The following is a 26,259-nucleotide window of genomic DNA, read 5'->3' on the forward strand; positions in this document are numbered from 1 at the left end:
CATGGCCGACCTCGTCAAGAAGCTGAACAAGGCCGGTGTCGGCCTCCACCCGGGTGAGGCGATCATCGCCGCGATGGTCCTGCACCCGCGCGGGATGGCGAAACGGGTCGCGGTGGGCGGAGCGCTCGGCGCTGCGATCGGATCGCGCCTGAGCAAGAACGACGACGGGACGATCGTCTCCGACCGGGGAACGGCCGCACAGATGCCCGATGGCCCACTCCTCATCGGCCTCACCGCTGAGCGAGCACTCGTGTACAGCCAGTCCGGCTTCTCCGGCAAGCCGAAGGGGGTCGAACTCACGGTGCCCAGGAGCGAGATCGCCGGGATCGAGGTCGCGAAGGACAAGATCGGTGCGCCGGTCACGCTGGCGTTCTCCGACGGGACCGGCCGCCTCTACGAGACCCCCATGAACAACAAGAACGTCGCAGCGTTCGTCGCCGAACTCTCCTGAGCTCAGCGCTGGACCGAGGCGACGGCCTGGTTGAGCAGGTCGTGGAGCTTGACGTTCTCGGCTCGATCGGTGACGACTCTGGTCACGCTGGGGCCCGGGTGCTGCACGGCGGCGACCAACTCGTCGACCGACGTAGCCGTCTGCGCCGGCACGCCGTGCGCTGCCGCGAGCGCCTCGATGTCGGTGGCGTGCGGAGTGCCGAACAGCTGCTCGAACCGCTCCGTCGACAGCGACGTCGCCTGTGGCAGGAAGCTGAAGATGCCACCACCCCCGTTGTCGACCACGACGATCCGCAAGTCGGCAGCGCGCCCCGCCAGCGCCACCAGTGCGTTGCTGTCGTGCACGAACGCGATGTCGCCGAGCAGGACCACGGTCGGGGTGCCGGTGAGCGCACGGCCGAGCGCCGTCGAGATCACGCCGTCGATGCCGTTCGCCCCACGATTGGCATGGGCGCGAGCGGCCGGGCCGCCGAACCATTCGAGATCACGGACGGGCATCGACGACGCCACCACCAACTCGGCACCGGCCGGCAACGCGCCGGCGATCGTTCGGGCGACCCCCGGTTCCGACATCGGGGCCTCCCGAAAGGCGTCCGTCAGTGCCGCCTCCGCCCGCTCGTCGGCGTGACGCCAGCGGGCCAGCCACGGCGTCCCTGCGGCACCGCGCAGCGACTCGAGCTCGTCCGGCGTGCAGCGCACGGCGACGTTCCGATCGGGGTCGATCACGCCGGGGCCGCCCACCTGCAGCACTGGGGCGCCCGACTTCACCAGCCACTGCGACAGCACCTTCGACGCCGGCGCCCGCCCGAACCGCACCACGATCTCGGGCGAATGGGCATCGGCGAAGGCCTGATGCCGCAGCAGCGAGTCGAACGCGCCCACCGACTGCTCGAGCGATCGGCAACCCGACTCGGGTGACGCCAGGATCGGCCAGCCGGTCCGTTCGGCGAACGCGGCGATGTCGGCGATGTCGAGCCCGTGCCGACCACCGGCGACGATCACGCCCCGCTGACGGTCGTACTCGGCAGCGAGCGGGCCGTTCACCGCGTACGCACGTGGGATCGGCAGCGGCGGACCGATCGGCTCGGGCAGGTCGCCCGCCACACCGACGAGTGGCTCCCGGAACGGCAGATTGAGGTGCACCGGACCCGTCTCCGCCGTGGAGAACACCCGCTGCGCGAGCGGGCGCCATCCGGCCGGGTCGGCTTCGTCGGGTACCGCAGCGTCGTGGAACCACCGCACCGAACGCCCGTACAGCTCGAGCTGGTCGATCGTCTGCGGCGACCCGATCCCCCGCAGTTCCGGCGGCCGGTCGGCGGTCGCCACGATCATCGGCACGTCGGAGAGTCCCGCCTCGACCACGGCCGGGTGGAAGTTCACGGCGGCGGTACCGCTCGTGCACAGCAGGATGGCGGGAACGCCGTCGAGCCCCAGGCCCAAGGCGACGAACGCGGCGACCCGCTCGTCGTGCACCACGTGCAGCGCCAATTCGTCCCGCTCCGCCAGGGCGATCGCCATCGGCGTGCTGCGTGACCCGGGCGCCACCACGGCGTGCCGAACGCCGCAACTGATCCACTCGTCGACCAGCGTGGCGCACGCGGTGGCGTTGGCGTTTCCGATCGGCGACCCGGTCATGCGGCCCGACGCTATAGCTCATAGGGTTGATCCCCATGAGCGCACCAACGTTGCAGGTGGAGATCTGGTCCGACGTCGTCTGTCCCTGGTGCTACATCGGCAAGCGCCGGTTCGAACGGGCCGTTGCCGAACTCGACGGCGAGCTCGACATCGACGTCGTGTACCGGCCCTACCAGCTCGATCCCACGGCGTCGCCCGGCAAGACCCAGCCCGTCTTCGAGGCGTACGCCAAGAAGTTCGGTGGCCCCGAGCAGGCGACCGCGATCCTCCAGCGGGTCACCGAGACCGCGGCGGAGGACGGCATCGAGTTCCACATGGACCGTGCTCTGCGGGCGAACACCCTGCTCGCCCACCGGCTCCTCTGGCTCGCCGAACTCCCCGGCTCACCGGTCGACCAGCAGATGCTGAAGGAGCGGTTGCTGCAGGCCTACTTCGTCGACGGCCTCGACATCGGCGACCCCGACGTGCTCGCCGACTGCGCCGCCGAGGTGGGCTTCCCCCGGCAGGACGCGATCGACTTCCTCGAATCCGACCGCGGCCGGGCCGAGGTCGCGGCCTACCTCGAACAGGCCGCGGGCGCCGGCATCTCCGCCGTTCCCACGTTCGTGATCAACGGCCAATGGGCGATCCCCGGCGCCCAGGACACCGACACGTTCGTCAACGTGTTCCGCCGCCTGACCGACAAGCTCGCCGCCGAAGCAGCCACCGAGCCCTCCGCGCCGGACACCACCGACGACGACGCCTGCAACGACGATGCCTGCGAGGTCTGACACCGGGCCAGGCGCACGGCTCGTGTTCCTGCACGGGTTCACCCAGACGCACCACCACTGGCACCCGGTGGCCCATCGGATCGTCGAAGCACTCGACACCACTCCGACACGATTGTTCGTCGACCTTCCCGGCCACGGCCTCGCCGCCGACGACGCCACCCCGATCGCCGATGCCGGCGAGCCCCTGGCGGCGCTCGCCGGGCGTGGCACCTACCTCGGGTACTCGATGGGCGGACGGTTCGCGTTGATGGCGGCACTCGCCCGGCCCAATCTCGTCGAGCGTCTCGTCCTGATCGGAGCCACCCCGGGGATCGACGACGAGACCGAACGAGCCGAGCGACGAGCACTCGACGACGAGCGGGCCGCCCGGATCGAACGCGACGGCGTCGACGCATTCCTCGACGCATGGCTCGCCGCACCGATGTTCGCCGGGCTCCCCGCCGATCCGGACGGGCTCGCCCACCGGCGACGCAACACCGCAGCCGGCCTCGCTCGCAGTCTGCGGACCGCCGGCACCGGCAGCCAACCCTCGGTGTGGGAGCGCCTCGGCGAGATCACCGCACCCGTGCTCGTGATCGCCGGCGAACACGACACCAAGTTCACCGACATCGGGCGCCGCATGACCGAATGCCTCCCCGACGCCGAGTTCGTGTCGGTGGCGGGAGCCGGCCACGCCGCACACATCGAGCAACCCGAGCAGACCGCTCGGCTGATCGCCGACCGGCTCTGACGCGCTCGGCGCACCCAGCCCGTCGTTCAGCCCAGCGCCAGACCCACCGCGAACAGCAGCCCGTAGGCCAGTTGCGTCTTGCCGGTCCCTCCGAGGATCGGGATCAGATCGGGGCCGTTCGCTCCCTCGCGCACCGACTGCAGCCACGGCCGTGCGATCGGCAGCGCTCCCAGGGCGATCAACGAGAAGTTCCGTTCACCCGCCGCGGCAGCCGCCGCCAGGAACGCGCCGACGACCAGCGCCACGTACAACCGACGCGTCCAGGTGTCACCGAGCCGCACCGCCAGCGTGCGCTTGCCGACCTCACGATCGGTCGGGATGTCGCGCAGGTTGTTGATCACGAGCAGCGCGCACGCGAGGAACCCGACACCGGTCGCGGCGACCCAGGTGACCCACGGGATCGTCTCGATCGCCAGATAGGTCGTGCCGACCGTGGCCACGAGCCCGAAGAACACGAACACGAACAACTCACCGAGGCCCAGGTACCCGTACGGCTTCGGCCCACCCGTGTACCCCCACGCAGCGAGGATCGCCACCGCGCCGACCGCGACGAGCCACCACGACGTGGCAGCGGCGAGCGCCAGCCCCACCACGGCAGCCACGAGGAAGGTGCCCAGCGCGGCCCGCTTGACCGCCCCGGCGCTGGCCGTGCCGGTGGCCACGAGCCGCAGCGGCCCGACCCGGACGTCGTCGGTGCCGCGCACGCCGTCGCTGTAGTCGTTGGCGTAGTTCACGCCGACCTGGAGCAGCAGCGACACGACCAGCGCGCCCGCGACCCGCCACCACACCACGCCGTCGCCGAACGACTCACCGGCCCCTGCGGCCACGCCGACGCCGACGGCGACCGGGACCACCGCCGCGGGCAGAGTGCGCGGCCGCGCTCCGGCCAGCCAGTCGGCCCATGTCGGGGAGGGTGCGGGTGATGAGAACGACGTCATGCGTGGGTCATGATGGAGCAATGAGCGAACTCTGGCAACTGGGCGCACTCGAACTCGCCGATCGGATCCGGCGCGGCGAGGTCACGAGCAGGGCGGTGATGGAGGCTCACCTGGACCGCGTCGATGCCGTGAACCCTCACCTCAACGCCATCGTGCGTCGCCTCGACGACGACGCACTCGCCGCCGCCGACGCCGCCGACCGGGCGACCGCCGACGGCCGCGACCTCGGTGTCTTCCACGGGGTGCCGTGCACCGTCAAGGAGAACATCGACCTCGCCGGCACGCCGACCACCCAGGGGGTGCCGGCACTCGCCGACGCCGTCGCCGGCGTCGATGCCCCCACCGTCGCCCGCATGCGCGAGGCGGGAGCGATCCCGTTCGCCCGCACGAACCTGCCGGATCTGGGGCTCAGGGTCCACACCGATTCGGCGCTCCACGGGCTGACCCGCAACCCGTGGAACCCCGACGTCACCGCCGGGGGTTCGAGCGGTGGCGAGGCCGCATCGATCGCGTCGGGCATGAGTCCGATCGGCCTCGGCAACGACATCGGCGGCTCACTCCGCAACCCGGCCCACTGCTGCGGCATCGTCTCGATCAAGCCGACCGTCGGGGTGGTCCCGATGGCGACCGTCGTGCCACCCGAAGACCTGCTCGGCGCCGCCCAACAGATGCTGTGCGAGGGGCCGATGGCCCGCCACGTCGCCGACGTCCGCGCCGCCCTCGGCGTGCTCGCCGGCTGGAGCCCTCGCGACCCCCGCTCGGTGCCGGCCGTGCTCACCGATCTCGACCCCGGCGAACGGATCCGGATCGCGGTCCTGGCCGATCCGCCCGGCGGTGAGACCGACCCGGAGATCGCCGCCGCGGTCCGGCACGCCGGCGAACTGCTGGCCGACGCCGGCCACGAGGTCGTCGAGGCCACGCCGCCGCTGTACGAAGAGACGCTCGAACTCTGGGCGATGCACCTGCTCGGCGACATCGCGGTGACCCGTCCGCTCCTCGAACTGGTGCTCTCGACCGACGCGGTGTCGGTCCTGGCATCGCTCGTCGATCAGTACCCCGAGCCGACCTTCGCATCGACGGTCGAGTTGCAGGGTCGCCGGTTCGCGGCGATGCGGGCGTGGTCCGAATTCTTCACCGACCAACCGGTATTGATCTCACCGACCTGGGGCCGCCCGGCGTTCCGCCACGGCGCCGACATCGGCGAAGGCGCCCAAGGGGTCATTCGCGACACGCTTCGACCGGTGCTGCCCGCGAACCTCCTGGGCATCCCCGCGGCGGTCGTGCCGTGCGGCACCGCCGCCGGACTGCCGGTCGGGATTCAGATCATGGGCGACCGTTTCACCGACCTCCGCTGTCTCGCGATGGCCGAACAGATCGAGCGGGCGAGCGCACCGGTCACCCCGATCGATCCGGTCACCGCCTGACCGTGCCCGACCTCGTCGCGCTCGACCTGCCCGGCGGCGACCGGTTCGTCGACGAACTGCGCCGCGCCTGGGATGCCGGCGATGCCATCGCGCCGATCGATCAGCGGCTCCCCGACGCCGCCAAATCCGAGCTGATCCGACGCCTGGGAGCTGCGTGGGTCGTCGACGGTCGGGAGCGACATCGGCTCGACACCGGGCAACCGGTCGAACCCGGCGACGCGGCGGTGATCGCGACCAGCGGGTCGACCGGGACACCCAAGGGCGTCGTGCTCACCCACGCCGCGATCGCCTCCTCGGCCGAGGCCACCTCGGCCCGCCTCGGGGTGCGGCCCGACGATCACTGGCTGGCGTGCCTCCCGCTGTCGCACGTCGGAGGTCTGTCGGTGGTGTTCCGTGCGCTGCATCTCGGGACGCCGCTCACGGTCCACCCGGCATTCGACCCCGTTGCGATCGAACACACCGACGCCACGCTCGTCTCGCTCGTCGCGACGGCCTTGCGCCGGATCGACCCGAGCCGCTTCCGCGTCATCGTGCTGGGAGGTTCGCGGCCCCCGGCCGACCGGCCGGCCAACTCGGTGGCGACCTACGGCATGACCGAGACCGGCAGCGGCGTGGTGTACGACGGGCTGCCCCTCGACGGGGTCGACGTCCGCGTCGTCGACGGCGAACTCGAGTTGCGCGGCGACATGCTGCTGCGCTGCTACCGGGACGGGACCGATCCCAAGGGACCCGACGGATGGTTCCCGACCGGCGACCTCGGCGAACTCGACGCGGAGGGTCGCGTCATCGTGCACGGACGCCGAGGTGACCTGATCATCACCGGCGGCGAGAACGTGTGGCCGGAGCAGACCGAGGCGGCACTCCTGACACATCCCGGCGTCGCCGACGCCGCCGTCTACGGGCGTGACGACGACGAGTGGGGTCAGGCCGTGACCGCCCTGATCGTGCCGTCCGACCCGACCGTCCCGCCCACCCTCGACGACCTCCGGGCCCACGTCAAGAGCACGCTGCCGGCCTTCTGTGCACCACGGCGGGTGGTCACCTGCCACCGGATACCACGCACGACGCTCGGGAAGATCCAGCGCGCCGGGCTGGCCACACTCGACCGCTAGGTTCCCTCGGGTGACCAGCGGCATCGGCACGAGCGACGGCTCGGCATGAGTGAGACGACGCTCCGGTCCCTGCCCGCCGACTATTGGAAGCAGTGGTTCGCCAGTGCGATCAGCAACCTCGGCGACGGCATCAACTTCGTCGCGATGCCGCTGCTGGCACTCTCGCTGACCGACGACGAGCGCCTGCTGTCGTTGACCGTCTTCGCCACCTTCGTGCCGTGGCTCGTACTCGCCCTGCCGGTCGGGATCGTGGTCGACCGTGTCAGCCGACGACGGTTGATGATCGGGGCCAACCTGATCCGGCTGGTGCTGTTCGCCGCGATCGGCCTCGCCGCGATCAGCGAGTCGCTCGGCATCTGGGTGCTGCTCGCGGTCCTCGTGGTGATCGGTTCGTGCGAGGTCCTGTTCGACAGCACGGCCCAGGCGTTCCTGCCCTCGCTGGTGCGGGCCGACCAACTCGAACGCGCCAACGGCTTCCTGTACGCGGCCGAGGTCATCGCGGGCAGCCTCGCCGGCCTCGCGCTCGGCGCGCTGCTGTTCGAGGCGTCGCCGGGGTTGCCGTTCACCGCCAACGCGCTGTCGTTCGCGGTCGCCGGCGCCCTGATCTCGTTCATCCGCCCGCGTCGACGTTCGACCGACACGCAGCCCGTGATCGGCGACCAGCGACTCCGGTCGGGCTTCGATTGGCTCCGCGGCCACCGTCTCCTGCGGACACTTGCGCTGATGTTCGCCGTGACCAACCTCGGATTGCTGTTCGCCCAGGGCATCTTCGTGAAGTACGCGATCGACGAGCTCGGGCTCGACGGCATCGAGTACGGCCTGCTGCTCGCGATCACGGCGATGGGGGCCGCATCCGGCGGCCTCCTGGCGCATCGCATCATCGGCCGCGTCGGGCTGCGGGCGAGCATCGTCGCGCCGTACCTGGTCTTCGGTGTCGCGCAGGTGGTCATCGGCCTCACCTCGACCGTCTGGCTCGTGGCCGCCGCCGGATTCGTGCTCGGCGGTGGTGTCACCGTGTGGAACGTCGCCACGATCACGATCCGTCAACGCGAGATCCCGGCCGATCGGTTCGGTCGCGTCAACGCCTTCTACCGCTGGCTCGGTGCTGCGGCGAGCGCCGCCGGTGTCGCTGCCGGCGGGTTCGTGGCCTACGCGACCAATGTGCGGGTGCCGTTCCTCGTGGGCGGCGGCATCACGCTCGTGGCGGCGGTGCTGTTCGCACGGCCGGTCCTCGCGAACCTCGAGGACAGCTGATCAGCTGCGGCCGCCACCGACGTTGGCGTCGGTGGCGGTCTCGACGTGCTCGTCGTCATCGGCGGGGGCGGGCACCGGGTCGGCACGCCGCACCCGGACCAGCCTGACGCGCCGGCCCTCCAGCTCGAGCACGGTGAAGTGCCACCCCTCGAACTCGACGTCTTCGCCAGGGATCGGCACGTGTTCGAGTGTGCTGAACACGAGTCCACCGACCGTGTCCCAGTCGTCGTCGGGCAGGTCACCCTCGACGATCTCGTTCAACTCGTCGATCGACATGCCGCCGTCGACGATCACCTCGCCGTTCTCGAGGTGTTCGACCTGGGCACCCTCGGTGTCGTACTCGTCGACGATTTCACCGACGAGCTCTTCGAGGCAGTCCTCCAGGGTGATCAGTCCGGCGACGTCGCCGTATTCGTCGGCGACGATCGCGAGGTGGAACTTGCCGGCCTGCATCTCGCGCATCAGCCGGCTCACCGGCTTGTTCTCGGGGATGAACCGGACCGGTCTCACCAGGTCGAGCACCGACAGATCGCCGCGACCCTCACGCTCGGCCCGGATCAGGTCTTTGGTGTAGGCGAGCCCGATGATGTCGTCGTCGCCGGGCCCGAACACGGGCAGACGGCTGAAACCGTTGGCGATCGCGAGATCGAGCGAGGTGGAGACCGTGGCGTCGTTGGGGATGATCACCATGTCGGGCCGCGGCAACATCACTTCGCGAGCGATCGTGTCGCCGAACTCGATGATGCTCTCGATCAGTTCTCGTTCTTCGTGCTCGATGACCTCGTCCTGCGCAGCCGCCTCGACGATGCCGAGCAGTTCCTGCTCGCTGACGAACGGGCCCTGTTTGAGACCCTTCCCAGGCAGCAACACGTTCGTGAGCCCGATCAGACCGCGCGAGATCAGTCGCAGCGGCGGGAACGAGATGAGCACCGACGTCAGACGAGCCGTCGCCAGCCCGGCCCGGTCGGTGTGCAGCACCGCCCACGTCTTGGGCATCGACTCGGCGAGCACGAAGAACACCACGACGTTGATCACGAACGCCCCGACGACACCCCACGGACCGAACAAGCTGTCGGCGAGGATCGTCGTCAGGAAGGCCTGCGCGGTCTGCAACGCCGTCACGGTCACCAGCAGCGGGTTGATGAAGCGTTCCGGGTGCTCGACGAGAGCGACGAGCGCGTCGGCCGACTTGCTCTCGGTCGAGTCGGCCATCGCCTGTGCCTTGACGCGGGAGATCCGGTTGAGCCCGGTCTCGGCCACGGCGAGCACCACGAGGACGACCAGGATCGCGATGATCGCGATCAGCAGTCCGAGGTCGGTACCGGTCATGTGTCGATGTGCTCCTGGCGGAATCCTGCGGGTGCGGGGCCGTTCCAGTGGTGGTTGCGGAGATGCTCCATCTCGGCGGCCTGCATCGTCGTGCGCTCGTCGGCTTCGGCGTGGTCGTGCCCGAGCACGTGGAGCACTCCGTGCACGGTGAGCAACGCGAGTTCGTCGTCGAGGGTGCCCGCATGGTTCGCCGCCGCTTCGGCGGCAACCGACGGGCAGATCACGACATCGCCCAGCAGCACCGGACCGGCCGCGACATCGGACGGGTCGTCGTCGAGCGGGAAGGACAGAACATCGGTCGCGCCCACCTTGCCGAGATGCTCCTCGTTGAGCGCGGCGATCTCGTCGCGATCGACGAACGTCAAGGTCAGTTCTCCGTCGCGGCGCTCCGATCGGAGCACCGCCGCCGCGAGCTCAGCCCAGCGGGTGGCGTCGATGTCGAGTTCGGACTGCTCGTCGGCGACGACGACCTGGACCTGAACGGGCGCATCGACGCCGGTGGGACTGGACGGGTCAGCCACCGGCGACAGCTCCTCGCGTCCGTTTGGGGCGTCGGGAGGCATCGGACGGTTCCGACTGCTCTTCGTAGGCGGCCACGATGTCGGCCACGATCTGGTGCCGAACGACGTCGGCGGCGGTGAGGTGCACGAACGAGAGGTCGTCGACGTCGCCGATGATGCGCTCGAGCCCCTTGATCCCCGAACGGCCGTCGGGCACGTCGACCTGGGTCGCATCGCCCGTCACCACGACCTTCGAGCCGAACCCGATCCGGGTCAGGAACATCTTCATCTGCTCGGGCGTGGTGTTCTGGGCTTCGTCGAGGATGATGAAGCTGTTGTTCAGGGTCCGGCCACGCATGAACGCCAGCGGCGCGACCTCGATCGTGCCCCGCTCGATCAGCTTGGCGGCACCCTCGGGATCGACCATGTCGTACAGCGCGTCGTACAGGGGCCTGAGGTACGGGTCGATCTTGGCCATCAGGTCGCCCGGTAAGAACCCCAGCCGCTCGCCGGCTTCGACCGCCGGCCGGGTCAGGATGATCCGCTGGACCTGCTTGGCCTGCAACGCCTGGACCGCCATCGCCACCGCGAGCCACGACTTGCCGGTACCGGCCGGGCCGATGCCGAACGTGATGATGTTGGAGCGGATGGCGTCGATGTACCGCTTCTGACCGGCGGTCTTGGGCCGCACGTTGCGCCCCTTGGCCCCACGCAGCACCTGGTGGGTGAGGACCTCGGTGGGGCGCTCGTCGGATCGGACCATGCCGATCGACCGATCGATCGTGCGGTCGTCGAGCTCGTGACCGCGTTCGAGCAGACCCACGAGTTCCTCGAACAGGCGCCCGACCTGCTCGCTGTCGACGCCGCGCAGCGAGATCTCGTTGCCGCGCACCGAGACGGTGGTCTCGGGGAATTGGCCCTCGATCCGTCGCAGGTACTGGTCGCGCGGGCCGAGCAGGGCCGACATCAGGTGCGCACCTGGCACGACGACGGTCGTCAACGTGTCAGTGCTGGTCATGCGTGAAGCAGACGCCGGCGGCGCTCATCGGCCCTACGGTAGCGCCTCGACGGCGACTGCGGTACCCCGCGTTTCGCCACCGTGTGCAGCGGCCGAGAAGATTTGTCAGCTTTTCCTACGGAATCTTGAGAATCCGACCGATACATCCAGCGTTGCCTCGATCGATCGCCGAGTCGACCCATCGACCATCACACCGCCGACCATCCACCACCGCAGGACGATTCCATGCCCAGAACTCTTCGATCCGCACCATGGCTGTTCGCAGCCGGCGCGATCGCGTTCGCGGTCGCCGGGATCGGTTTCGACGTGGTCGGCGGCCCGGTCTGGCGGATCATCTTCCCCGTCTGCGGCATCATCGCGGCGGCGATCGGCTCCCGGGTCCACCGTCTGCCCTGGTTCATCACCGCCGCGGTCGCCATCGGTGGCATCCGCGTCGGCTTCCTGCACGGCGAGCGCCTCACCGCCGCCGACATCACCTCGCTGGTGAGCATGCTCGCCACCAACGGCGTGGGCGTTGCCCTGCTGGTCCCGCTGGCATTCGCGCTCCGACTCCGCCGCGGTCGCCTCGACCAACGCGACGGCATCGACCTGATCACGCTGGCCATCGGTGCGGCCATGTCGACATGGATCGTCATCACCAGCCGCCTGATCTTCGTCCACGACGAGCGGCCGGTCATCGCCGTCATCGACACGCTGTACCTCCCGCTGGCCATCCTCCTGTTCACGTTCGTCGTCGATCTGCTCCTCACCGGGCTGGCACGCAACCGGTCGATGCAGATGATCACCGCCGCCGCGGGCGTCAACATGCTCGGCTCGGTGCTCGCCGGCTTCAACATGGTCGACATCGTCACCACCGACCGACAGTTCGAGCTCGCCCTCTACTGCGCCGCCTTCCTGTTCTTCTGCGCCGGGCTCACCCACCGTCAGGGCGCCGACATCCTCGAGCAGCACGGCGGCTCGGAACCCAGTGCTGCATACACACCGTTCCGACTCCTGCTGACCGGCGGATGCCTCGTCGTCCCCGGCGTGCTCGTCGCCACGCTCGCTCCCTTCGGCAATGCCGACCTCGTCATCCGCGCCTCGGCGTTCCTGGCGCTCGTCTGCACCGTGATCGCACGCCTGTTCATCGCGATCCGCAGCCACGAAGCGGCGAATCGGGAGTTGAGCGATCGTCTGCACCTCGACGATCTCACCCGACTGCCGACACGCGCCCGGTTCGCGGAAGAGGTCGACGCCGTCCTCGACTCGACCTGGCGCTCCGAGTTCCAGCCCACGATCATCCAGCTCAACCTCGACCGGTTCAAGAACATCAACGACAGCCTCGGGCACTACGAGGCGAACGAAGTGCTCGTGCTGGTCAGCGAACGCCTGACCGAGGCGGCGAGCCGCTTCGGCGGCGTCGTCGGACGCTCCGGCGGCGACGATTTCGTGATCGTCGACGCAACCACCCGCTCCCAGGCCGAAGCCTCCGAACGGGCCGAGGAGATCCGAGCCGCTCTGCACGAGCCGCTGCGGGTCGGCGAGACGAGCGTGTACGTGACCGCCAGCTTCGGCGTCGTCACCGCTCCACGCCACCGCACGTTGACCGCTGAGGAACTCATGCGACGCGCCGACATCGCCACGCACCGCGCCAAGGCGGCCGGTCGCAACAGCGTGGCCGTGTTCGACGATTCGATGCAGTCCCACCTCGCTCGCCGCATGGACCTGGAGCACGGACTCCACGGTGCGATCGGACGCCAGGAGATGCGGCTCTACCACCAGCCCATCGTCGACGTCGCCACCGGTGCGATCAGCGGGTTCGAATCGCTCATCCGCTGGCAGCGTGACGGGACGATCATCCCGCCGGTCGACTTCATCTCGATCGCCGAGGAGACCGGCATCATCTGCGAACTGGGTGCCTGGGCGCTCCACGAGGCACTCGGCGAACTCCGCGGCTGGATCGACGACGATGTCGTCGGCCCGACGACCACGATCTCGGTCAACGTCTCACCGCGCCAGATCGCCGACCCCGACTTCGCGAAGGTCGTTCGGCGGGCGCTCGACGACACCGGGATGCCACCGAACCTGCTGTGGCTCGAGGTCACCGAGTCGATGATGCTCGAAGAGCCCGAACTCGCGCTGCACACGCTCCGGGAGATCCGCGACATGGGCGTCGGACTCGCGCTCGACGACTTCGGGACCGGTTACTCCTCGCTGTCGCTCCTGCAACAGTTCCCGATCCAACGGATCAAGATCGACCGGGCGTTCGTCAACGGCATCGCCGAGCAGGGCACCGACCGCTCCCTCGTCCGTACGGTGATCGCCATGGCGCAGTCGATGGGGCTCGACCTGGTCGCGGAGGGCGTCGAAACCGTCCACCAGCTCCGAGTGCTCAGCGAGCTGCGGTGCGACAAGGCCCAGGGCTATCTGATCAGCCGACCGGTGCCCGCCGACGCGATGCGGTCGACGATGGTCGCACTCGACGCACTCGGTTCGCTGTCGATGTTCGAACCGAACGGCGCACCGGCGACGGTCACCCCGGCGACCGACGACGAGCCGTCCAGGACCGTCGCGTACCCGATCGGCGTGGGCGGCATGTCGAGCCGGCCCCTCGGCCAGCCCGTGCTCTGACACCCGGACGCGACAAGGGCCCCCGGAGACCGGGAGCCCTTGCGCTGATGGAGGCGACGGCGGGAATCGAACCCGCGTTCACGGCTTTGCAGGCCGTTGCCTTAGCCACTCGGCCACGTCGCCAGCGGTCCGAAGGATAGCGGCACCACCATCGGATGCCCGCGTCCGATCGGCGATCCCCCGGTCGAGCAGGCCGCAGGGGTACTGGCATCGCGGTCGGGAGTGCGTCAACATGACCGCGTGCGCCGACACTCCCCCATCGCCGCTTCGGCCCTCCTGGCCCTGGCGCTCACGTCGATCTCGGCCTGCGACCCGTCCGCCGACGAGCAGGTTGCGACCGGGTGCGCATCGCTCGTCGAGAACGCCTCGCGCGAGAGCGAACCGAGCGACCAGGTCCGCATGCTCGACCGGGCGATGATCGCCTGCGGCTCGTACGAGGCGTTCTCGTCCGAGCTGCAGCAGTACTCCGGCAGCATCGGCTACGACCCGATCACCTACATCGAACGCCGCTGCGAGCGGGTCGATGACGAACTCGTCCGCCAGGCGCCCACCTGCGCAGCCGTGATCGTCCCGACGACCACCGCGCCGCCCACCACCGTCGTCGAGTTGCTCTTCGTCGGCGACACCGTCGACGGACGTCCGATCGAGATCCGACCCGGACCGAGCATCGAATTCGTCGGCGACGTCCCGGCGATCATCCAGCAGACGGTCGACATCGCGTTCGAGTCGGGGTGCGACGGCGTGATCGCCCAGCGCGACCTGTGGGCCGATCGGATCGACGACTCGGCGACGGGCGACATCGCCTCGGTCTACGCGCAGCACGCACAGAATGTCGCCAACTTCATCGGATGCGAGACCGATCAACTCAGCGCCGGCTGAGCCACGGGCCGACAGCGATTCAGCCCGTGTCGTTGTTGAAGATGCTGAAGTCGCCGCCGTCGAGGAGCACGATGACCGTCACGAAGATCAGCGCGATCAGGAACGCCGCAGCGATCCACTGAGCGGTCGGACCGAAGACCCGCTTCTCCCTGACCTGCTCGTTCCGGCCGCGCGTTGGCCGGCCCTTCGGCGGTGTGATGCCCTTCTTCGGCGTCTGCTGGTGTGCCATCGGGGGTCGATGTTAGTCGGCGGGGGTCGCCGGTGTCAGGACGAGGGTGAGAGAATCCAGGCGTGCAGACGTTCCTGGACCCGATCGAACGAGCGCTCGCCGTGGCCGCCGACCGCGAGGCGCTCGTCTGCGACGGACGTCGACTGACGTATCGAGAGTTCGCCGCCCGGCTCGAGCAGCTCCACGGGGCGTTGTCCGGACTCGGGCTCCGACCGGGTGATCGCGTCGCGATCCTGCTGTTCAACTCGATCGAGTTCACCGAGCTGTACTGCGGTGTGCCGATGTCCGGCCTGGTGCAGGTGCCGCTCAACTTCCGCTGGGCCGAACCGGAGCTGGCGTACGCGCTCGCCGACTCGGGGGCCCGCGTGCTCGTGTGCGATCGGGAGCCCGGCCCACTCGCCGACCTGGTCGAACGGGTCGTGCGCGTCGACGAGGGCGAGTACGAGACACTGCTCGGCGAGGCCGACCCCGTCCCGTTCGACGCCGGCGCCGTCGACGAGGGCGATGTGGCCGGGCTGTTCTACACCGGCGGCACCACGGGTGCGAGCAAGGGGGTGATGCTGACCCATCGCAACCTCATCGCGAACGCCTGGAACATCCAGTTCGCGCAGCCGATGACGAGCGACGACCGCTACCTGATCATGGCGCCGATGTTCCATGCAGCCGGATCGGTGAGCGTGCTGCAGTCGATCTTCGTGGGCGCGACCCAGGTCATCATGCCGGCATTCGAGCCGGGCGGCATGCTCGACCTCCTCGTCGCCGAGCGGATCACGCAGACCCTCGGGGTCCCGGCGATGGTGGCCGCCACGGTCGAGGAGCAACTCGAACGCCCACGCGACGTCTCGTCGTTCGGCGTGTACGCCCACGGCGGCTCCCCGATCGCACTCGAGGTCGTCCGTCGGGGCATCACCGCATTCCCCGACACACGCTTCCTGCATCTCTACGGCGCCACCGAAACGGCGCCGATCGTGACCGGACTCGGCGACGAGGTCGAGCTGGTCGACCACGAGCGGGGGCGGTCGGCCGGCCGCGCCGTCATGGGCTGCCAGGTCGTCATCCGCGACCCCACCGGCGCACCGTGCGACACCGGCCGCGCCGGCGAGGTGACGATCCGCGGCGCCAACGTCATGGCCGGCTACTGGAACAAGCCCGACGAGACCGCGCACGCGCTCCGCGACGGCTGGTACTGGAGCGGCGACGTCGGCCGGATCGATCGCGAGGGCTACCTGTTCCTGCTCGACCGCTCGAAGGACATGATCATCTCCGGCGGCGAGAACGTCTACTGCACCGAGGTCGAGGACGCCCTCTACACGCACCCGGCGGTGCTCGAGGCGACGGTCTTCGGCATTCCCGACGAGCGGTGGGGCGAGGCCGTACACGCCGTCGTCGTGCTCCGCGAGCGCGGCAGCGTCGATGTCGACGCCCTGATGACCCACTGCCGTTCACGGATCGCCGGCTACAAGGTGCCGAGGTCGATCGATTTCAGCACCGAACCACTTCCGAAGTCGGGCCCCGGCAAGGTGCTCAAGCGTCAGCTCCGCCAACCGTTCTGGGCCGACCGGGACGGTTCGATCGGCTGAGCGCTCGCACGTTCCTGCAAACGCTTGCATACTGGTCGGGTGACGAACATGGAGCAGCCGAACGCGACCGCACCGAACGACGAAGCCGACGGCACCTGGTGGCGTCGCGGCGCCGTCTATCAGATCTATCCGCGGTCATTCGCCGACGGCAACGGTGACGGCACCGGCGACATCGAAGGCATCCGCACCCGCCTCCCCTACCTCCGAGATCTCGGTGTCGACGCGATCTGGATCTGCCCGTGGTACCGCTCACCGATGCACGACGGCGGCTACGACGTGACCGACTTCCGCGAGATCAACGAGTTGTTCGGTGACCTCGCCGGCGCCGAGCGGCTCATCTCCGAAGCCCACGATCACGACATCAAGGTGATCGTCGACCTCGTGCCCAACCACACGTCGCAGGAACACGAGTGGTTCCAGGCGGCGTTGGCGGCCGGGCCGGGTTCGCCCGAGCGAGCCCGCTACATCTTCCGTGAGGGCCGGGGCCCCGACGGCTCGGAACCGCCCACGAACTGGACCGCCGTCTTCGGCGGTTCGGCCTGGGACCGGGTCGACGACGGCGAGTGGTACCTCCACCTGTTCGACCCGACGCAACCCGATCTCAACTGGGACAACGAGGAGGTGCGCGCCGAGTTCGACGACATCTTCCGGTTCTGGCTCGACCGAGGCGTCGACGGCTTCCGGGTCGACGTCGCCCACGGCATGGTGAAGGACCCCTCGTACCCCGACGCCACCGGCGTCAGCAGAGTGCTCGACGCCAGCCTGGTCGCGAACCATCCGCACTGGGACCGCGATGGCGTCCACGAGATCATCCGCCGTTGGCGTGCGATCCTCGACGCGTCGGGCCGCGACGTGATGATGGTCGCCGAGGCGTGGGTCAGCCCCGAACGCCTGGCGCTCTACCTTCGGCCCGACGAGTACCACCAGTCGTTCAACTTCGACTTCCTCACGGCACCGTGGGCCGCCGACGCAGCCGCAGCAGCGATCGACCGGGCGCTCGCCGCCTCGGCACAGGTCGATTCGACGCCGACCTGGACGCTGTCGAACCACGACGTCATGCGACACGCCACGCGCTACGGGTTGCCGAACGACGTCGACTGGCGAGTCTGGCCGGTCTCCGGTCCTCACGACCTGCTCGATGCCGAGCTCGGTCTTCGTCGGGCGCGCGCCGCCGGACTCCTCCTGATGGCCCTGCCCGGTTCGGTGTACCTCTATCAGGGCGAGGAACTCGGCCTGCCCGACGTGTGGGATCTGCCGCCCGAGGTGCTCGACGACCCGGTGTGGGAGAACTCCGGTCACGAGCAGAAGGGCCGCGACGGATGCCGGGTGCCGATCCCGTGGACCGCCGACGGCCCGTCGTTCGGTTTCGGTGCGGGCCCGGCCTGGCTGCCGCAGCCACCTGAGTTCGGGGCCCTCTCCGTCGAGGCCCAAGCGAGCGACGAGGCGTCCACGCTGTCGCTGTACCGCCGTGCCCTCGCGCTCCGCGACGAGCACTTCACCGCCGACGAGGCATTCGCCTGGGTCGAGCTCGACGGCCCCGGTGCGGCCGAGGCGCTCGCGTTCCGCCGAGGGTCGGGAGCCCTGTGTGTCGTCAACTTCGGAGTTGTGCCGGTCGCCCTGCCCGCCGGCGAACTCCTGATCTCGTCGATCGAGCTCGACGGCGACCGTCGCGACCTGCCCGCGAACGCCGCGGCGTGGCTCCTGCCCTGACCGTCGCTCGAACCCTCAGGTGAACCGCTTGATCAAGCGCTCCTTCCACCCGCCGAACGGCGGGTAGATCAACGACGGGTCCGGTCGTACGTTGCGGTCGTAGACCGAGCGCAGATGGCTGAACGTGTCGAACCCGGCCTGCCCGTGGTAGGCCCCCATGCCACTCGGGCCGACGCCGCCGAACGGCAGCTCGGGTGGTCCGATGTGGAGCAGCGTGTTGTTGACCCCGACGCCGCCCGACGAAGTCCGATCGAGTACGTCGCCGACGACGTCGTCGTCGTCGGAGAACACGTACAGCGCCAGTGGCTTCGGGCGCGCATTGACGAACGCGACGGCGTCGTCGACCGAGTCGACCGAGATGACGGGGAGCAGCGGACCGAAGATCTCGTCCTGCATCACCGCGGCGTCGAGTTCGGGATCGACGAGCAGCGTCGGCGCGATGTAGCGGTCGGCCGCGTCGGTCTCGCCTCCGGTGTGCACGCGCCCGCTGCCACCGTCAGCGAGCAGGCGCGAGAGACGCTCGTGATGGTCGCTGTTGATGATCCGGCCGTAGTCGTCACTGGCGCGGGGGTCTGCGCCGTAGAACTCGCCGATCACCGAGGTCATCTCGTCGACCAGTCGGTCGCGGACCCCTCGTTCGACCAGCAGGTAGTCGGGCGCGATGCACGTCTGACCGGCGTTGGTGAACTTGCCCCACACCAGTCGACGTGCGGTGACCCCGATGTTCGCATCGGTCGCCACGATCGCCGGGCTCTTGCCGCCCAGCTCGAGCGTCACCGGCGTGAGGTGCTCGGCCGCCGCCCGCATGACGATCTTCCCCACGCGGGTGCCGCCCGTGAAGAAGATGTGATCGAACTGCTGCTCGAGGAGCGCGGTCGACTCGTCGACGCCGCCGGCGACGACGCGAACCGCTCGCTGATCGAGGTACGTACCGCCCAACTCGACGAGCGCCTCGGAGACCGCCGGCGCCAACTCCGAGGGCTTCGCGACCACCGCATTGCCGGCGGCGATCGCGGCGGCCATGGGCGCGATCAGCAGCTGGAGCGGATAGTTCCACGGTGCGATGACCAGCGCGACGCCCTTGGGTTGCGGCACGATCCGGGAACTGCCTGGCTTGAACATCAGCGGCGTCTTCACCTTCCGTGGCGCCGCCCAGTCGGCGAGGTGATCGCGCTGGTGCGCGATGTCGTTGATCGAGAAGCCGATCTCGGTGGTCCAGGCCTCGATCTCGGACTTGCCGAGATCCGCCCGCAAGGCGTCGGCGAACCGATCGGTGTGGTCGTGCAGCATCTGCGTCAGCGCATCGAGTTGGGCGTGACGCCACTCGATCGGCTGTGTGATGCGGTCGTCGAAACCGCGGCGAACGTCGTCGACGAGGGCAGCCGCGTCGAAGGCGGCGGACGGGCCCGGTTGATCGGTGTCGGTCATGGGTACTCCTTCTGGAGGAACGGGCGAGCCGGTACGGTGGCGGTCACGCCGAGTTCGCTCGCACCCATCCAAACACAAGGAGCCCCTCGATATGGCAACGACACTGATGGTCTGGATCGACCAGGACCTCTGCACCGGCGACGGCATCTGTTCGGAAATCTGCCCCGACGTGTTCGTCGCTCGCGACGACGGACTCTGGGTGGTGAAGGAAGAGGCCGAGCACTTCGGCGAGACGATCGTGTTCGACGGCGCCGAGGGTGCCGGGCACGGGCCCGACAGCGGGCGCGGCGTGGCGCGGGTGCCCGACTCCAAGATCGACCTCACCGTCGAGGCGGCCGAGGAATGCCCGGGTGAATGCATCATGATCGAGCCCTACGATCAGGCGGCCATCGACGGCCGCGGCGTCTGACACCGAGCCCATGGCTCGATTCACCGGGCTCTCCGCCGTCTTCCTGAACTGTTCCCTCGTGCACGATGCCCGGGCATCGCACACCCGGCGACTGCTCGCGAGGGTCGGTGGCATCATGCGCACCGAGGGTGTCGACGTCGAGTTGATCCACATGCTCGACCACCAGGTCGGCTTCGGCATGGTGAAGGACACGACCGAGATCGGCGACGACCGCGACGACTGGCCGTCGATCCACGCCAAGATCATGGCGGCCAACATCCTCGTGATCGGCACCCCGATCTGGCTCGGTGTGAAGTCGAGCGTCGCCACGCTGGTGATCGAACGGCTGTACGCGTACAGCGGTGAGACCAACGAGCACGGTCAGTACCTGTACTACGGCAAGACGGCCGGCTGCGTCGTGACCGGCAACGAAGACGGCGTGAAGTCCGTGTCGATGGAAACGCTGTACGCCCTGTCGCACATCGGTTACACCGTGCCGCCACAGGCGGATTGCGGCTGGTTGGGCGAGATCGGGCCCGGCCCGAGCTACGGCGACGAGGTCGAGGGGTCCGATGTCCGCGCCGGTTACGACAGCGAGTTCACGAACAAGAACGCCACGATCATGTCCTGGAACCTCATGCACACCGCTCAGATGCTGCGTGAACGCGGCGGATTCCCGGTCGGCGGCAACGTCGGCGCCGATTGGCGCGACGTCACGAACGCCGCCGACCAGGACCCGGAGGGCTGGTGACCTGCCCGGGGCGATCGGCGGTCACGTCAGGAGCTTGACGGTCGCGCTCTCGGCACGGGTTCGCCAGCGACTACTCCTGCTCGAGCGCCACGCATCGTCGAGCCGATCCGTCCGGTCGAACACGCGCGGCGCCACGTAGCAGGCTCGGCACACCGCACGCGTGTTGCCCAACGCCTCCGCGGCGGCGTCGACCGCTCCGATCAACGCGGTCTCGTCGAGCACCTCCGCGCCATGCTGCGCGAGCGTCTCGACCGCGACGACGGTCCCGCCCCAGGTCCGGAAGGTCTTCGCCGTCGCGTCCGGCCCACCGATCGACCGAAGTCGTTCGTTTACGTGGTCGGCGGTGACGTCGATCACCCGCCCATCGGCGCCACGGAACGCGAAGAGTTGCGGCTGACCCAACCCGAGGCACGCGTCGATCACCGAGACCACCCGCCGCTCGGAGACCTCGACCTGCCAGTCGGAGCCCCCCTTGCCGACGAATTCGAACGTCCGCACCGGGCCGTCGCCGCGGACGTGCTCGGGTTCGAGGGTCGTGAGCCCGAACGTCTCGTTCTCGGCGGCGTATCGTTCGTTGCCGATGCGGATGAGGGTCCGGTCGAGCAGGTGAATCACCGCTGCGACGACGCGGCGCTCGTCGAGCGTCCGGCGCCGGAGATCGGCCGCCACCTCCTTGCGCAGGTCGATCAGGCCGTCGGCGAAACCGACCAGACGCTCGAACTTCTGCTCGTCGCGCACCTCCCGCCACCGCTCGTGATACAGGTACTGCTTCCGGTCACGGTCGTCGCGCCCAGTGGCGAGCAGGTGGCCGTCGGGGTCGGGGCTGATCCACACGTCGGTCCACGCCGGCGGGACCGCCAACTCGTCGATCCGTGCACGGACCGTGTCGGAGATCGCCCCGCCGCGTGGTCCGTGGTAGGAGAACCCGGTGCCACGGCGTCGACGGCTGATCCCCGGGGCCTCGTCGCTCGTGTAGCGGAGTCCGGCGGCGGCAGCGATGGATCCGACGTCGGTGTCGGGCAACCGGTCGGTGGTCATCGCCACGCTGATGCCCGTTCCCGCTTACGACCAAACCCCGGGTACCGACGCGAAGAAGCCCTGGCCTGGGCGCGCCGACTACACACGAGTCGTCGACCTCTACCGATCATCACTCGACCAGCGCCGACGGCTCGGCCTCCCGCATGCGATCAGTCTCGCCAACTTGGCCCAAGCGGAAGTCGAAGCCGGCCACATCGAGGACGGACGGCGCGACGCCACCGAAGCACTTCGCGCCGGGTAGGAACGACACGACCCACTCGACTGGACGATCGCACTCATCACCTTCGCTCAGCTCGCGTTCGTCGCAGAACGACCCGACGACGCCTTCACAATCCTCCACGCTCTCCTCACCGACCGACGAACGCCATCGGTCGAACGCGAGATCGACGCAGTACTCGACTACCACCGCGTCGACCACTCGGCCGCGCCCTTGGTCGACGGGACACCGGGTGTAGACCTCGCCGAGATCATCAGACAGCTCCTCGACGTTCCGAACTGACGGATCGACAAGTCGTCGAACCCCGAACTCCGCGAAGCGGCTCACGAACCAGTGGTCTTCGTCCACCGACGACCGATGCAAGTGTTCGTGTCGTCATGTGAAGTTGGGCGGCGCTCATGTCACTGCGGTTCCAGCGCTCGATGCTCGCATGTCTCGCATCGTGCGCCCCCTTCGGGAGGGTGCGCAAGGCACGGCGGTAGCGGATGAAGGTCTTGGTCACTCGGTCGGGTTTCCACGCCGTCACTCCCGAGTCGTCACTGAACACGAACCCCGACCCCTCGTCCGCACGGATTGCGGTCAGCGTGTCCTAGGTCTGTGTCGACGGGTCGAGGCTCCGGCGCCGCTTCGTCTTCGTCGGTGCCACCGTCGAACCAGTACTGCCTTGGACCCATCCGCGGGTGAACGCGACCCGGGGTACCTCCCGGTGGACGTGGTCCCAGGTCAGTCCGAGGAGGTGGGCTTAGCGGGCGCCGGTCGTCGCGGCGAGCAACACCAGCGCATGGAACCTGACGTCGCGGGCGCGGATGTGATCGAGGAGGTGTTGCAGCACGGCCGGTGTCCGCGGGCGCAGTTCGGGTGGTGGCACGGCGATCCGGTGTGCGCATTCGGCCGGGTTGTCCCACACCCATGCCCACCGTCGTTGCCCCGCCATCAGCCCCGCAAAACCCCAGGTGGACTACAGACATGTGGAGCAGGATGCTCGACGACGTCGCACCCATCACGTCAGCTCCGTAATCCGGTCGACGCCGGCGAGGGCGCTCCGCATCGCGCCCAAGCAGCGCACCGTCCTGACCAGCCGCGACGAACGCTGAGTTCCGCCTCCGCCTCCGGGTTGTGTTGCACTCGATAGTGCTGTTTAATGCACGAATGAGTGCATCGTCTTCGGCGCAAAGTAAGCAGGTTGCTGTCGAGGTGCGTCGCCGTCGTCAACAGCGCAGCTGGACGTTGGACGTCGCCGCCGCGCGGTTGGGTGTGAGCCGTCGTGTGTTGGCTCAGATCGAGTCTGGTCAGGCGAATCCGTCGCTGTCGACGTTGCTGTCGATCGCTGAAGGGTTTGACACATCACTCGTCGAGCTGTTGTCGGGTGCGGACAAACCATCGATCACCGTGCAGGCTGACAACGAATCTGCGCCGATGCTGTGGAAGGGGGTCGGCGGCGGTTGGGGCCGTCTGCTGGTCGGGTCGGATCCGCTCGAACTGTGGGAGTGGATGTTGGGTCCCGGCGACGAGCGGATATCCGACGCGCATCGATCGAACTCCCGCGAGGCGATGCTCGTCACTGAGGGAACAGTCACGGTGAGCGTCGGTGCCGCCGAGCCGGTCTCGTTGCACACGGGCCAGTCCGCGATCTTCAGAGCCGACGAGCCGCATTGGTATCGCAACGACACCGACGAACCGGCCAGTTTCGTGTTGGCGGTGCACGAGCCGAGCGGGGGTGTGGCATGAACCACAGGCTCGTGTCACTCGTCGTGGTGGTCACCGCGCTGACCTGCTACCACCTCGCGCAGCGGTCGATGCCGGGTGCGGTTCGGCCCGCACCGCTGTTCGCGTTCGTGTACGGCGCAGCGGCGATCGTCATGGTGGGCGTCGTTGTCGCCGGCACGTCCTCGGGCGGAGTGCGCGCCATCACCACGACGGCGTCACATTGGGCGCCATGGTTGCTGGTGGCCTCGGTCGCCGGGATCGAGCTCGGTGTGTTGGCCATGTACCGCTCCGGGTGGAGCGTCGGTACCGCCAGCGTCTCGACTCAGGCAATCGTCGCCGCGATCTTGGTGATCGTTGGTCTGGTGCGTTTCGGGGAGCACCTGACGACGGGGCGCTCGGCAGGGCTGGCACTGTGCGTCATCGGCGCCGGGCTGGTGGCCCGATGAGCATCACCGCCCGCGACTGGGTCGAACTGTCGACCGTCGACCAGAGCGTGCACGAACGCTGGCCCGACTATCAGGTGAACCTGGTTGCAGCGGATGAAGTCGACGTAGCGGCGTTGGCACCGATCGCCGACACGCTGTTCGATCGGGCCGTCACCGAGGCCCGCACGATCGACACGAACGATCTCGATCCCCACGTCGTTCGCTGGCAGCAGGCGTACCGCGACTTCGGTGTCAAGCCGCGAGTGGCGCGACCCAGCGTCGACGCGCTGATCCGACGCGCCACCACCGACAACGGACTCCCTCGGATCAACACACTCGTCGACCTGTACAACGCGATCTCGATCCTGCACCGAGTACCGATCGGCGGCGAGGACCTCGACCACTACGCCAGCCCCGCACGACTCACCCTCGCCATCGGAGACGAACCGTTCCACACCACCGACCACGGGCAACCCCTCGTCGATCACCCCGACCCAGGCGAACCCATCTGGGTCGACCGCGACGGGGTGACATGCCGGCGATGGAACTGGCGACAAACCAGCCGCACCGCCATCGGCGGGCAAACCAGCCGAGTCGGGTTCATCATCGACTCCCTCGACGCCCCCGGACACGACGGCGCCCGCCGAGTCACCGAACAGCTCGATGATCTGATCCCGAACACGCACACCCGCACCATCGGCCCGACCCGATGAAGGAGCTCTCACGATGCTGATCCGCCCACACGACACCGCAACCAACGACGCCGAATGGCGGAACCTGGTCTCGAACCACCCGTTCGGCACACTGATCGCCCCCGGCACCAACCGAGACCTGCCCGTCGCCGTGCCGACCCACTTCCACTTCGACGGCCACGACACCATCCGCCTGCACCTCGCCAAACCGAACCCGGTCTGGGCCGCACTGGCAGAGAACCAGCGCTGCCTGTTCGTCGTCGTCGCCGCCGTCACCTATGTGCCGACGTCATGGGAAGCACCACCAGACACGCCCCCGGAGTGGGGCATCCCGACCTCGCACTACGCCACCGCACAACTCGACTGCACCGCCACCATCACCGACGACCCGAGCGAAATCAGCCGCTACCTCGCCGACCAACTCGCCACCATGCAACCCGACGAACCCTACGGCGACCCGCACGACCCGACCGGCCCAAACACAGCAGAGCTCCGCCAAATTCGCGGACTCGAACTCACCATCAACGACGTCCGAGCCAAGTTCAAGTTCGACGGCGCCGAACCCGACACCATCCGCCAACAAGTCGCCGACGGCTACCGACAACGCAACCAGCCCGGCGACCACGAAGCCCTCACCCACCTCCTACGACGACACCCACCCCAACAACCCGCAACCTGACGCCTCACGCGAGCCCGATCCGATCAACACGGCGGCTGAGGCATACGCCACCACGTACAAGTGCGCCACCACGTACAAGATGGGCTTCGGGGCGATCGTGTGGCTCATCGGAGTCAGAGCCGAGTAGCACGCCTCAGCAACTAGACCGAGTCGCGTCCATCGGCATCACAAGTCATGAACTCCGGCGACGCCGCGGCCACCATTCAGGAGGGCTTCGGGCGTTGCATCTGCGTGGGCGTCGCCGCCGGGGACGGCTTGGACGTAGAAGTCGAGTGTGGTCGACGAACGCTGGTGGTCGAGGCGACGGGCTACGACTGGAAGCGGGATCTCTCGGCGTTGAGACCCGGACGCGACGAAACCCCAGCGAGGCTGGGGTTTCGCTTGGAGCGGACGACGAGATTCGAACTCGCGACCCTCACCTTGGCAAGGTGATGCTCTACCAACTGAGCCACGTCCGCAGCGGTGGACAGATTATCAGCGGTCGGGGCGGACCGGACAACCTCGACGTGAGGTTCAGGTCGGCCTCAGTCGCGTTCGGCCTCGGGACGGAGGTCGACCGTGAACGTCAGGATGCCGTCGTCGAGCGATGCGGTGGCATCGCCGATGATCGCGAAATCCTGGTAGTCGGTCTTCGCCTGCGTGATGAACTGTTGGCGCTCCTCACCCGCCACCGGTGGGAGCGGGCGTTGCTTCACCGCCAGTGCACGCTGCTTGAAACGGGCGATCATCGCGTCGGTGTCGATCGTTGCCATGCCACCGATGGTAC

At 68.6% G+C, this 26,259-nt stretch carries 27 protein-coding genes and 2 tRNA genes; 16 read left to right on the plus strand and 13 right to left on the minus strand.

What is annotated here, in order from left to right; all coding sequences use genetic code 11:
* Position 1: 1 nt before the first annotated feature.
* On the plus strand, positions 2-451 hold the full coding sequence (locus R8G01_04940; protein MDW3213322.1) for a hypothetical protein: 450 nt from the start codon (positions 2-4) through the stop codon (positions 449-451).
* A 2-nt stretch (positions 452-453) separates the two neighbouring features.
* Here the strand turns inward: R8G01_04940 and menD are convergent, their stop codons facing one another.
* A complete protein-coding gene (gene menD, locus R8G01_04945) occupies positions 454-2,085 on the minus strand; it encodes a 2-succinyl-5-enolpyruvyl-6-hydroxy-3-cyclohexene-1-carboxylic-acid synthase (GenBank protein ID MDW3213323.1) in 1,632 nt (543 codons plus the stop codon).
* Between the two features lie 35 nt (positions 2,086-2,120).
* On the opposite strand from menD, the gene R8G01_04950 reads away from it, so the two are divergent.
* Positions 2,121-2,855 carry a DsbA family oxidoreductase gene (locus R8G01_04950; protein ID MDW3213324.1) on the plus strand — a complete coding sequence of 245 codons (735 nt, stop codon included), beginning with the start codon at positions 2,121-2,123 and terminating at the stop codon, positions 2,853-2,855.
* Between the two features lie 22 nt (positions 2,856-2,877).
* A complete protein-coding gene (locus R8G01_04955; protein MDW3213325.1) occupies positions 2,878-3,585 on the plus strand; it encodes an alpha/beta fold hydrolase in 708 nt (235 codons plus the stop codon).
* 26 nt (positions 3,586-3,611) lie between these two features.
* Here R8G01_04955 and R8G01_04960 read toward each other — a convergent pair whose 3' ends face one another.
* Positions 3,612-4,523 carry a 1,4-dihydroxy-2-naphthoate polyprenyltransferase gene (locus tag R8G01_04960; protein MDW3213326.1) on the minus strand — a complete coding sequence of 304 codons (912 nt, stop codon included), beginning with the start codon at positions 4,521-4,523 and terminating at the stop codon, positions 3,612-3,614.
* 20 nt (positions 4,524-4,543) lie between these two features.
* Between R8G01_04960 and R8G01_04965 the strand changes: the two genes are divergently transcribed.
* The 3 genes from R8G01_04965 to R8G01_04975 are packed head-to-tail and all read left to right on the plus strand — an operon-like array spanning position 4,544 to position 8,313.
* Positions 4,544-5,947 (plus strand): amidase, encoded by a 1,404-nt coding sequence (locus R8G01_04965; GenBank protein MDW3213327.1) that lies wholly within the window; start codon positions 4,544-4,546, stop codon positions 5,945-5,947.
* Between the two features lie 2 nt (positions 5,948-5,949).
* Positions 5,950-7,059 (plus strand): AMP-binding protein, encoded by a 1,110-nt coding sequence (locus R8G01_04970; protein MDW3213328.1) that lies wholly within the window; start codon positions 5,950-5,952, stop codon positions 7,057-7,059.
* Positions 7,060-7,104: 45 nt separating this feature from the next.
* Entirely contained in the window at positions 7,105-8,313 is a 1,209-nt protein-coding gene (locus tag R8G01_04975; GenBank protein MDW3213329.1) for an MFS transporter, read from the plus strand.
* Here R8G01_04975 and R8G01_04980 read toward each other — a convergent pair whose 3' ends face one another.
* Genes R8G01_04980 through R8G01_04990 form a run of 3 tightly spaced genes read right to left on the minus strand, consistent with a single transcriptional unit; the run spans position 8,314 to position 11,160 of the window.
* Positions 8,314-9,642, minus strand: coding sequence for a hemolysin family protein (locus tag R8G01_04980; protein ID MDW3213330.1), 1,329 nt, complete (start codon positions 9,640-9,642; stop codon positions 8,314-8,316).
* Entirely contained in the window at positions 9,639-10,163 is a 525-nt protein-coding gene (gene ybeY, locus R8G01_04985; protein MDW3213331.1) for an rRNA maturation RNase YbeY, read from the minus strand. The genes R8G01_04980 and ybeY overlap by 4 nt, the downstream gene beginning before the upstream one ends.
* Complete coding sequence (locus R8G01_04990; protein MDW3213332.1) at positions 10,156-11,160, minus strand: PhoH family protein; 1,005 nt, start codon at positions 11,158-11,160, stop codon at positions 10,156-10,158. The genes ybeY and R8G01_04990 overlap by 8 nt, the downstream gene beginning before the upstream one ends.
* Before the next feature lie 225 nt (positions 11,161-11,385).
* Between R8G01_04990 and R8G01_04995 the strand changes: the two genes are divergently transcribed.
* Positions 11,386-13,770 (plus strand): bifunctional diguanylate cyclase/phosphodiesterase, encoded by a 2,385-nt coding sequence (locus R8G01_04995; protein ID MDW3213333.1) that lies wholly within the window; start codon positions 11,386-11,388, stop codon positions 13,768-13,770.
* 48 nt (positions 13,771-13,818) lie between these two features.
* On the opposite strand, the gene R8G01_05000 is transcribed toward R8G01_04995, so the two are convergent.
* Positions 13,819-13,893, minus strand: a tRNA-Cys gene (locus tag R8G01_05000).
* A gap of 117 nt (positions 13,894-14,010) precedes the next feature.
* On the opposite strand from R8G01_05000, the gene R8G01_05005 reads away from it, so the two are divergent.
* Positions 14,011-14,649, plus strand: a complete 639-nt coding sequence (locus R8G01_05005; protein MDW3213334.1) for a hypothetical protein — start codon at positions 14,011-14,013, stop codon at positions 14,647-14,649.
* Positions 14,650-14,668: 19 nt separating this feature from the next.
* Here the strand turns inward: R8G01_05005 and R8G01_05010 are convergent, their stop codons facing one another.
* On the minus strand, positions 14,669-14,878 hold the full coding sequence (locus R8G01_05010) for a hypothetical protein (protein MDW3213335.1): 210 nt from the start codon (positions 14,876-14,878) through the stop codon (positions 14,669-14,671).
* Between the two features lie 62 nt (positions 14,879-14,940).
* On the opposite strand from R8G01_05010, the gene R8G01_05015 reads away from it, so the two are divergent.
* Positions 14,941-16,458, plus strand: coding sequence for an AMP-binding protein (locus R8G01_05015; GenBank protein ID MDW3213336.1), 1,518 nt, complete (start codon positions 14,941-14,943; stop codon positions 16,456-16,458).
* 48 nt (positions 16,459-16,506) lie between these two features.
* Complete coding sequence (locus R8G01_05020) at positions 16,507-18,168, plus strand: glycoside hydrolase family 13 protein (protein ID MDW3213337.1); 1,662 nt, start codon at positions 16,507-16,509, stop codon at positions 18,166-18,168.
* A 15-nt stretch (positions 18,169-18,183) separates the two neighbouring features.
* On the opposite strand, the gene R8G01_05025 is transcribed toward R8G01_05020, so the two are convergent.
* On the minus strand, positions 18,184-19,596 hold the full coding sequence (locus R8G01_05025) for an aldehyde dehydrogenase family protein (protein ID MDW3213338.1): 1,413 nt from the start codon (positions 19,594-19,596) through the stop codon (positions 18,184-18,186).
* Between the two features lie 91 nt (positions 19,597-19,687).
* Here R8G01_05025 and R8G01_05030 point away from each other — a divergent pair, with 91 nt between their 5' ends.
* Positions 19,688-20,005: a ferredoxin gene (locus R8G01_05030; protein MDW3213339.1), complete on the plus strand. Its 318-nt coding sequence runs from the start codon at positions 19,688-19,690 to the stop codon at positions 20,003-20,005.
* A gap of 10 nt (positions 20,006-20,015) precedes the next feature.
* On the plus strand, positions 20,016-20,735 hold the full coding sequence (locus R8G01_05035) for an NAD(P)H-dependent oxidoreductase (protein ID MDW3213340.1): 720 nt from the start codon (positions 20,016-20,018) through the stop codon (positions 20,733-20,735).
* Between the two features lie 21 nt (positions 20,736-20,756).
* Here the strand turns inward: R8G01_05035 and R8G01_05040 are convergent, their stop codons facing one another.
* The 3 genes from R8G01_05040 to R8G01_05050 form a co-directional block, all read right to left on the minus strand.
* A complete protein-coding gene (locus tag R8G01_05040) occupies positions 20,757-21,773 on the minus strand; it encodes a hypothetical protein (protein MDW3213341.1) in 1,017 nt (338 codons plus the stop codon).
* A 109-nt stretch (positions 21,774-21,882) separates the two neighbouring features.
* Positions 21,883-22,179, minus strand: coding sequence for a hypothetical protein (locus R8G01_05045; GenBank protein MDW3213342.1), 297 nt, complete (start codon positions 22,177-22,179; stop codon positions 21,883-21,885).
* 553 nt (positions 22,180-22,732) lie between these two features.
* Entirely contained in the window at positions 22,733-22,897 is a 165-nt protein-coding gene (locus tag R8G01_05050) for a hypothetical protein (protein MDW3213343.1), read from the minus strand.
* Between the two features lie 224 nt (positions 22,898-23,121).
* Here R8G01_05050 and R8G01_05055 point away from each other — a divergent pair, with 224 nt between their 5' ends.
* The 4 genes from R8G01_05055 to R8G01_05070 are packed head-to-tail and all read left to right on the plus strand — an operon-like array spanning position 23,122 to position 25,493.
* Positions 23,122-23,718, plus strand: coding sequence for a helix-turn-helix domain-containing protein (locus R8G01_05055; protein ID MDW3213344.1), 597 nt, complete (start codon positions 23,122-23,124; stop codon positions 23,716-23,718).
* Positions 23,715-24,143, plus strand: coding sequence for a hypothetical protein (locus R8G01_05060; protein MDW3213345.1), 429 nt, complete (start codon positions 23,715-23,717; stop codon positions 24,141-24,143). The genes R8G01_05055 and R8G01_05060 overlap by 4 nt, the downstream gene beginning before the upstream one ends.
* On the plus strand, positions 24,140-24,835 hold the full coding sequence (locus R8G01_05065; GenBank protein MDW3213346.1) for a phenylalanine--tRNA ligase beta subunit-related protein: 696 nt from the start codon (positions 24,140-24,142) through the stop codon (positions 24,833-24,835). Before R8G01_05060 ends, R8G01_05065 begins: the two co-directional genes overlap by 4 nt.
* 13 nt (positions 24,836-24,848) lie before the next feature.
* A complete protein-coding gene (locus R8G01_05070; protein MDW3213347.1) occupies positions 24,849-25,493 on the plus strand; it encodes an FMN-binding negative transcriptional regulator in 645 nt (214 codons plus the stop codon).
* Between the two features lie 382 nt (positions 25,494-25,875).
* On the opposite strand, the gene R8G01_05075 is transcribed toward R8G01_05070, so the two are convergent.
* Together R8G01_05075 and R8G01_05080 are read right to left on the minus strand one after the other, a co-directional pair.
* Positions 25,876-25,951 (minus strand) — tRNA-Gly (locus R8G01_05075).
* A gap of 66 nt (positions 25,952-26,017) precedes the next feature.
* The gene (locus R8G01_05080; protein MDW3213348.1) at positions 26,018-26,245 is read right to left on the minus strand and encodes a hypothetical protein; all 228 of its coding nucleotides are present in this window, start codon (positions 26,243-26,245) and stop codon (positions 26,018-26,020) included.
* Between the last annotated feature and the right edge of the window lie 14 nt (positions 26,246-26,259).

Source organism: Ilumatobacteraceae bacterium (assembly GCA_033344875.1).
Lineage (GTDB): Bacteria > Actinomycetota > Acidimicrobiia > Acidimicrobiales > Ilumatobacteraceae > Ilumatobacter.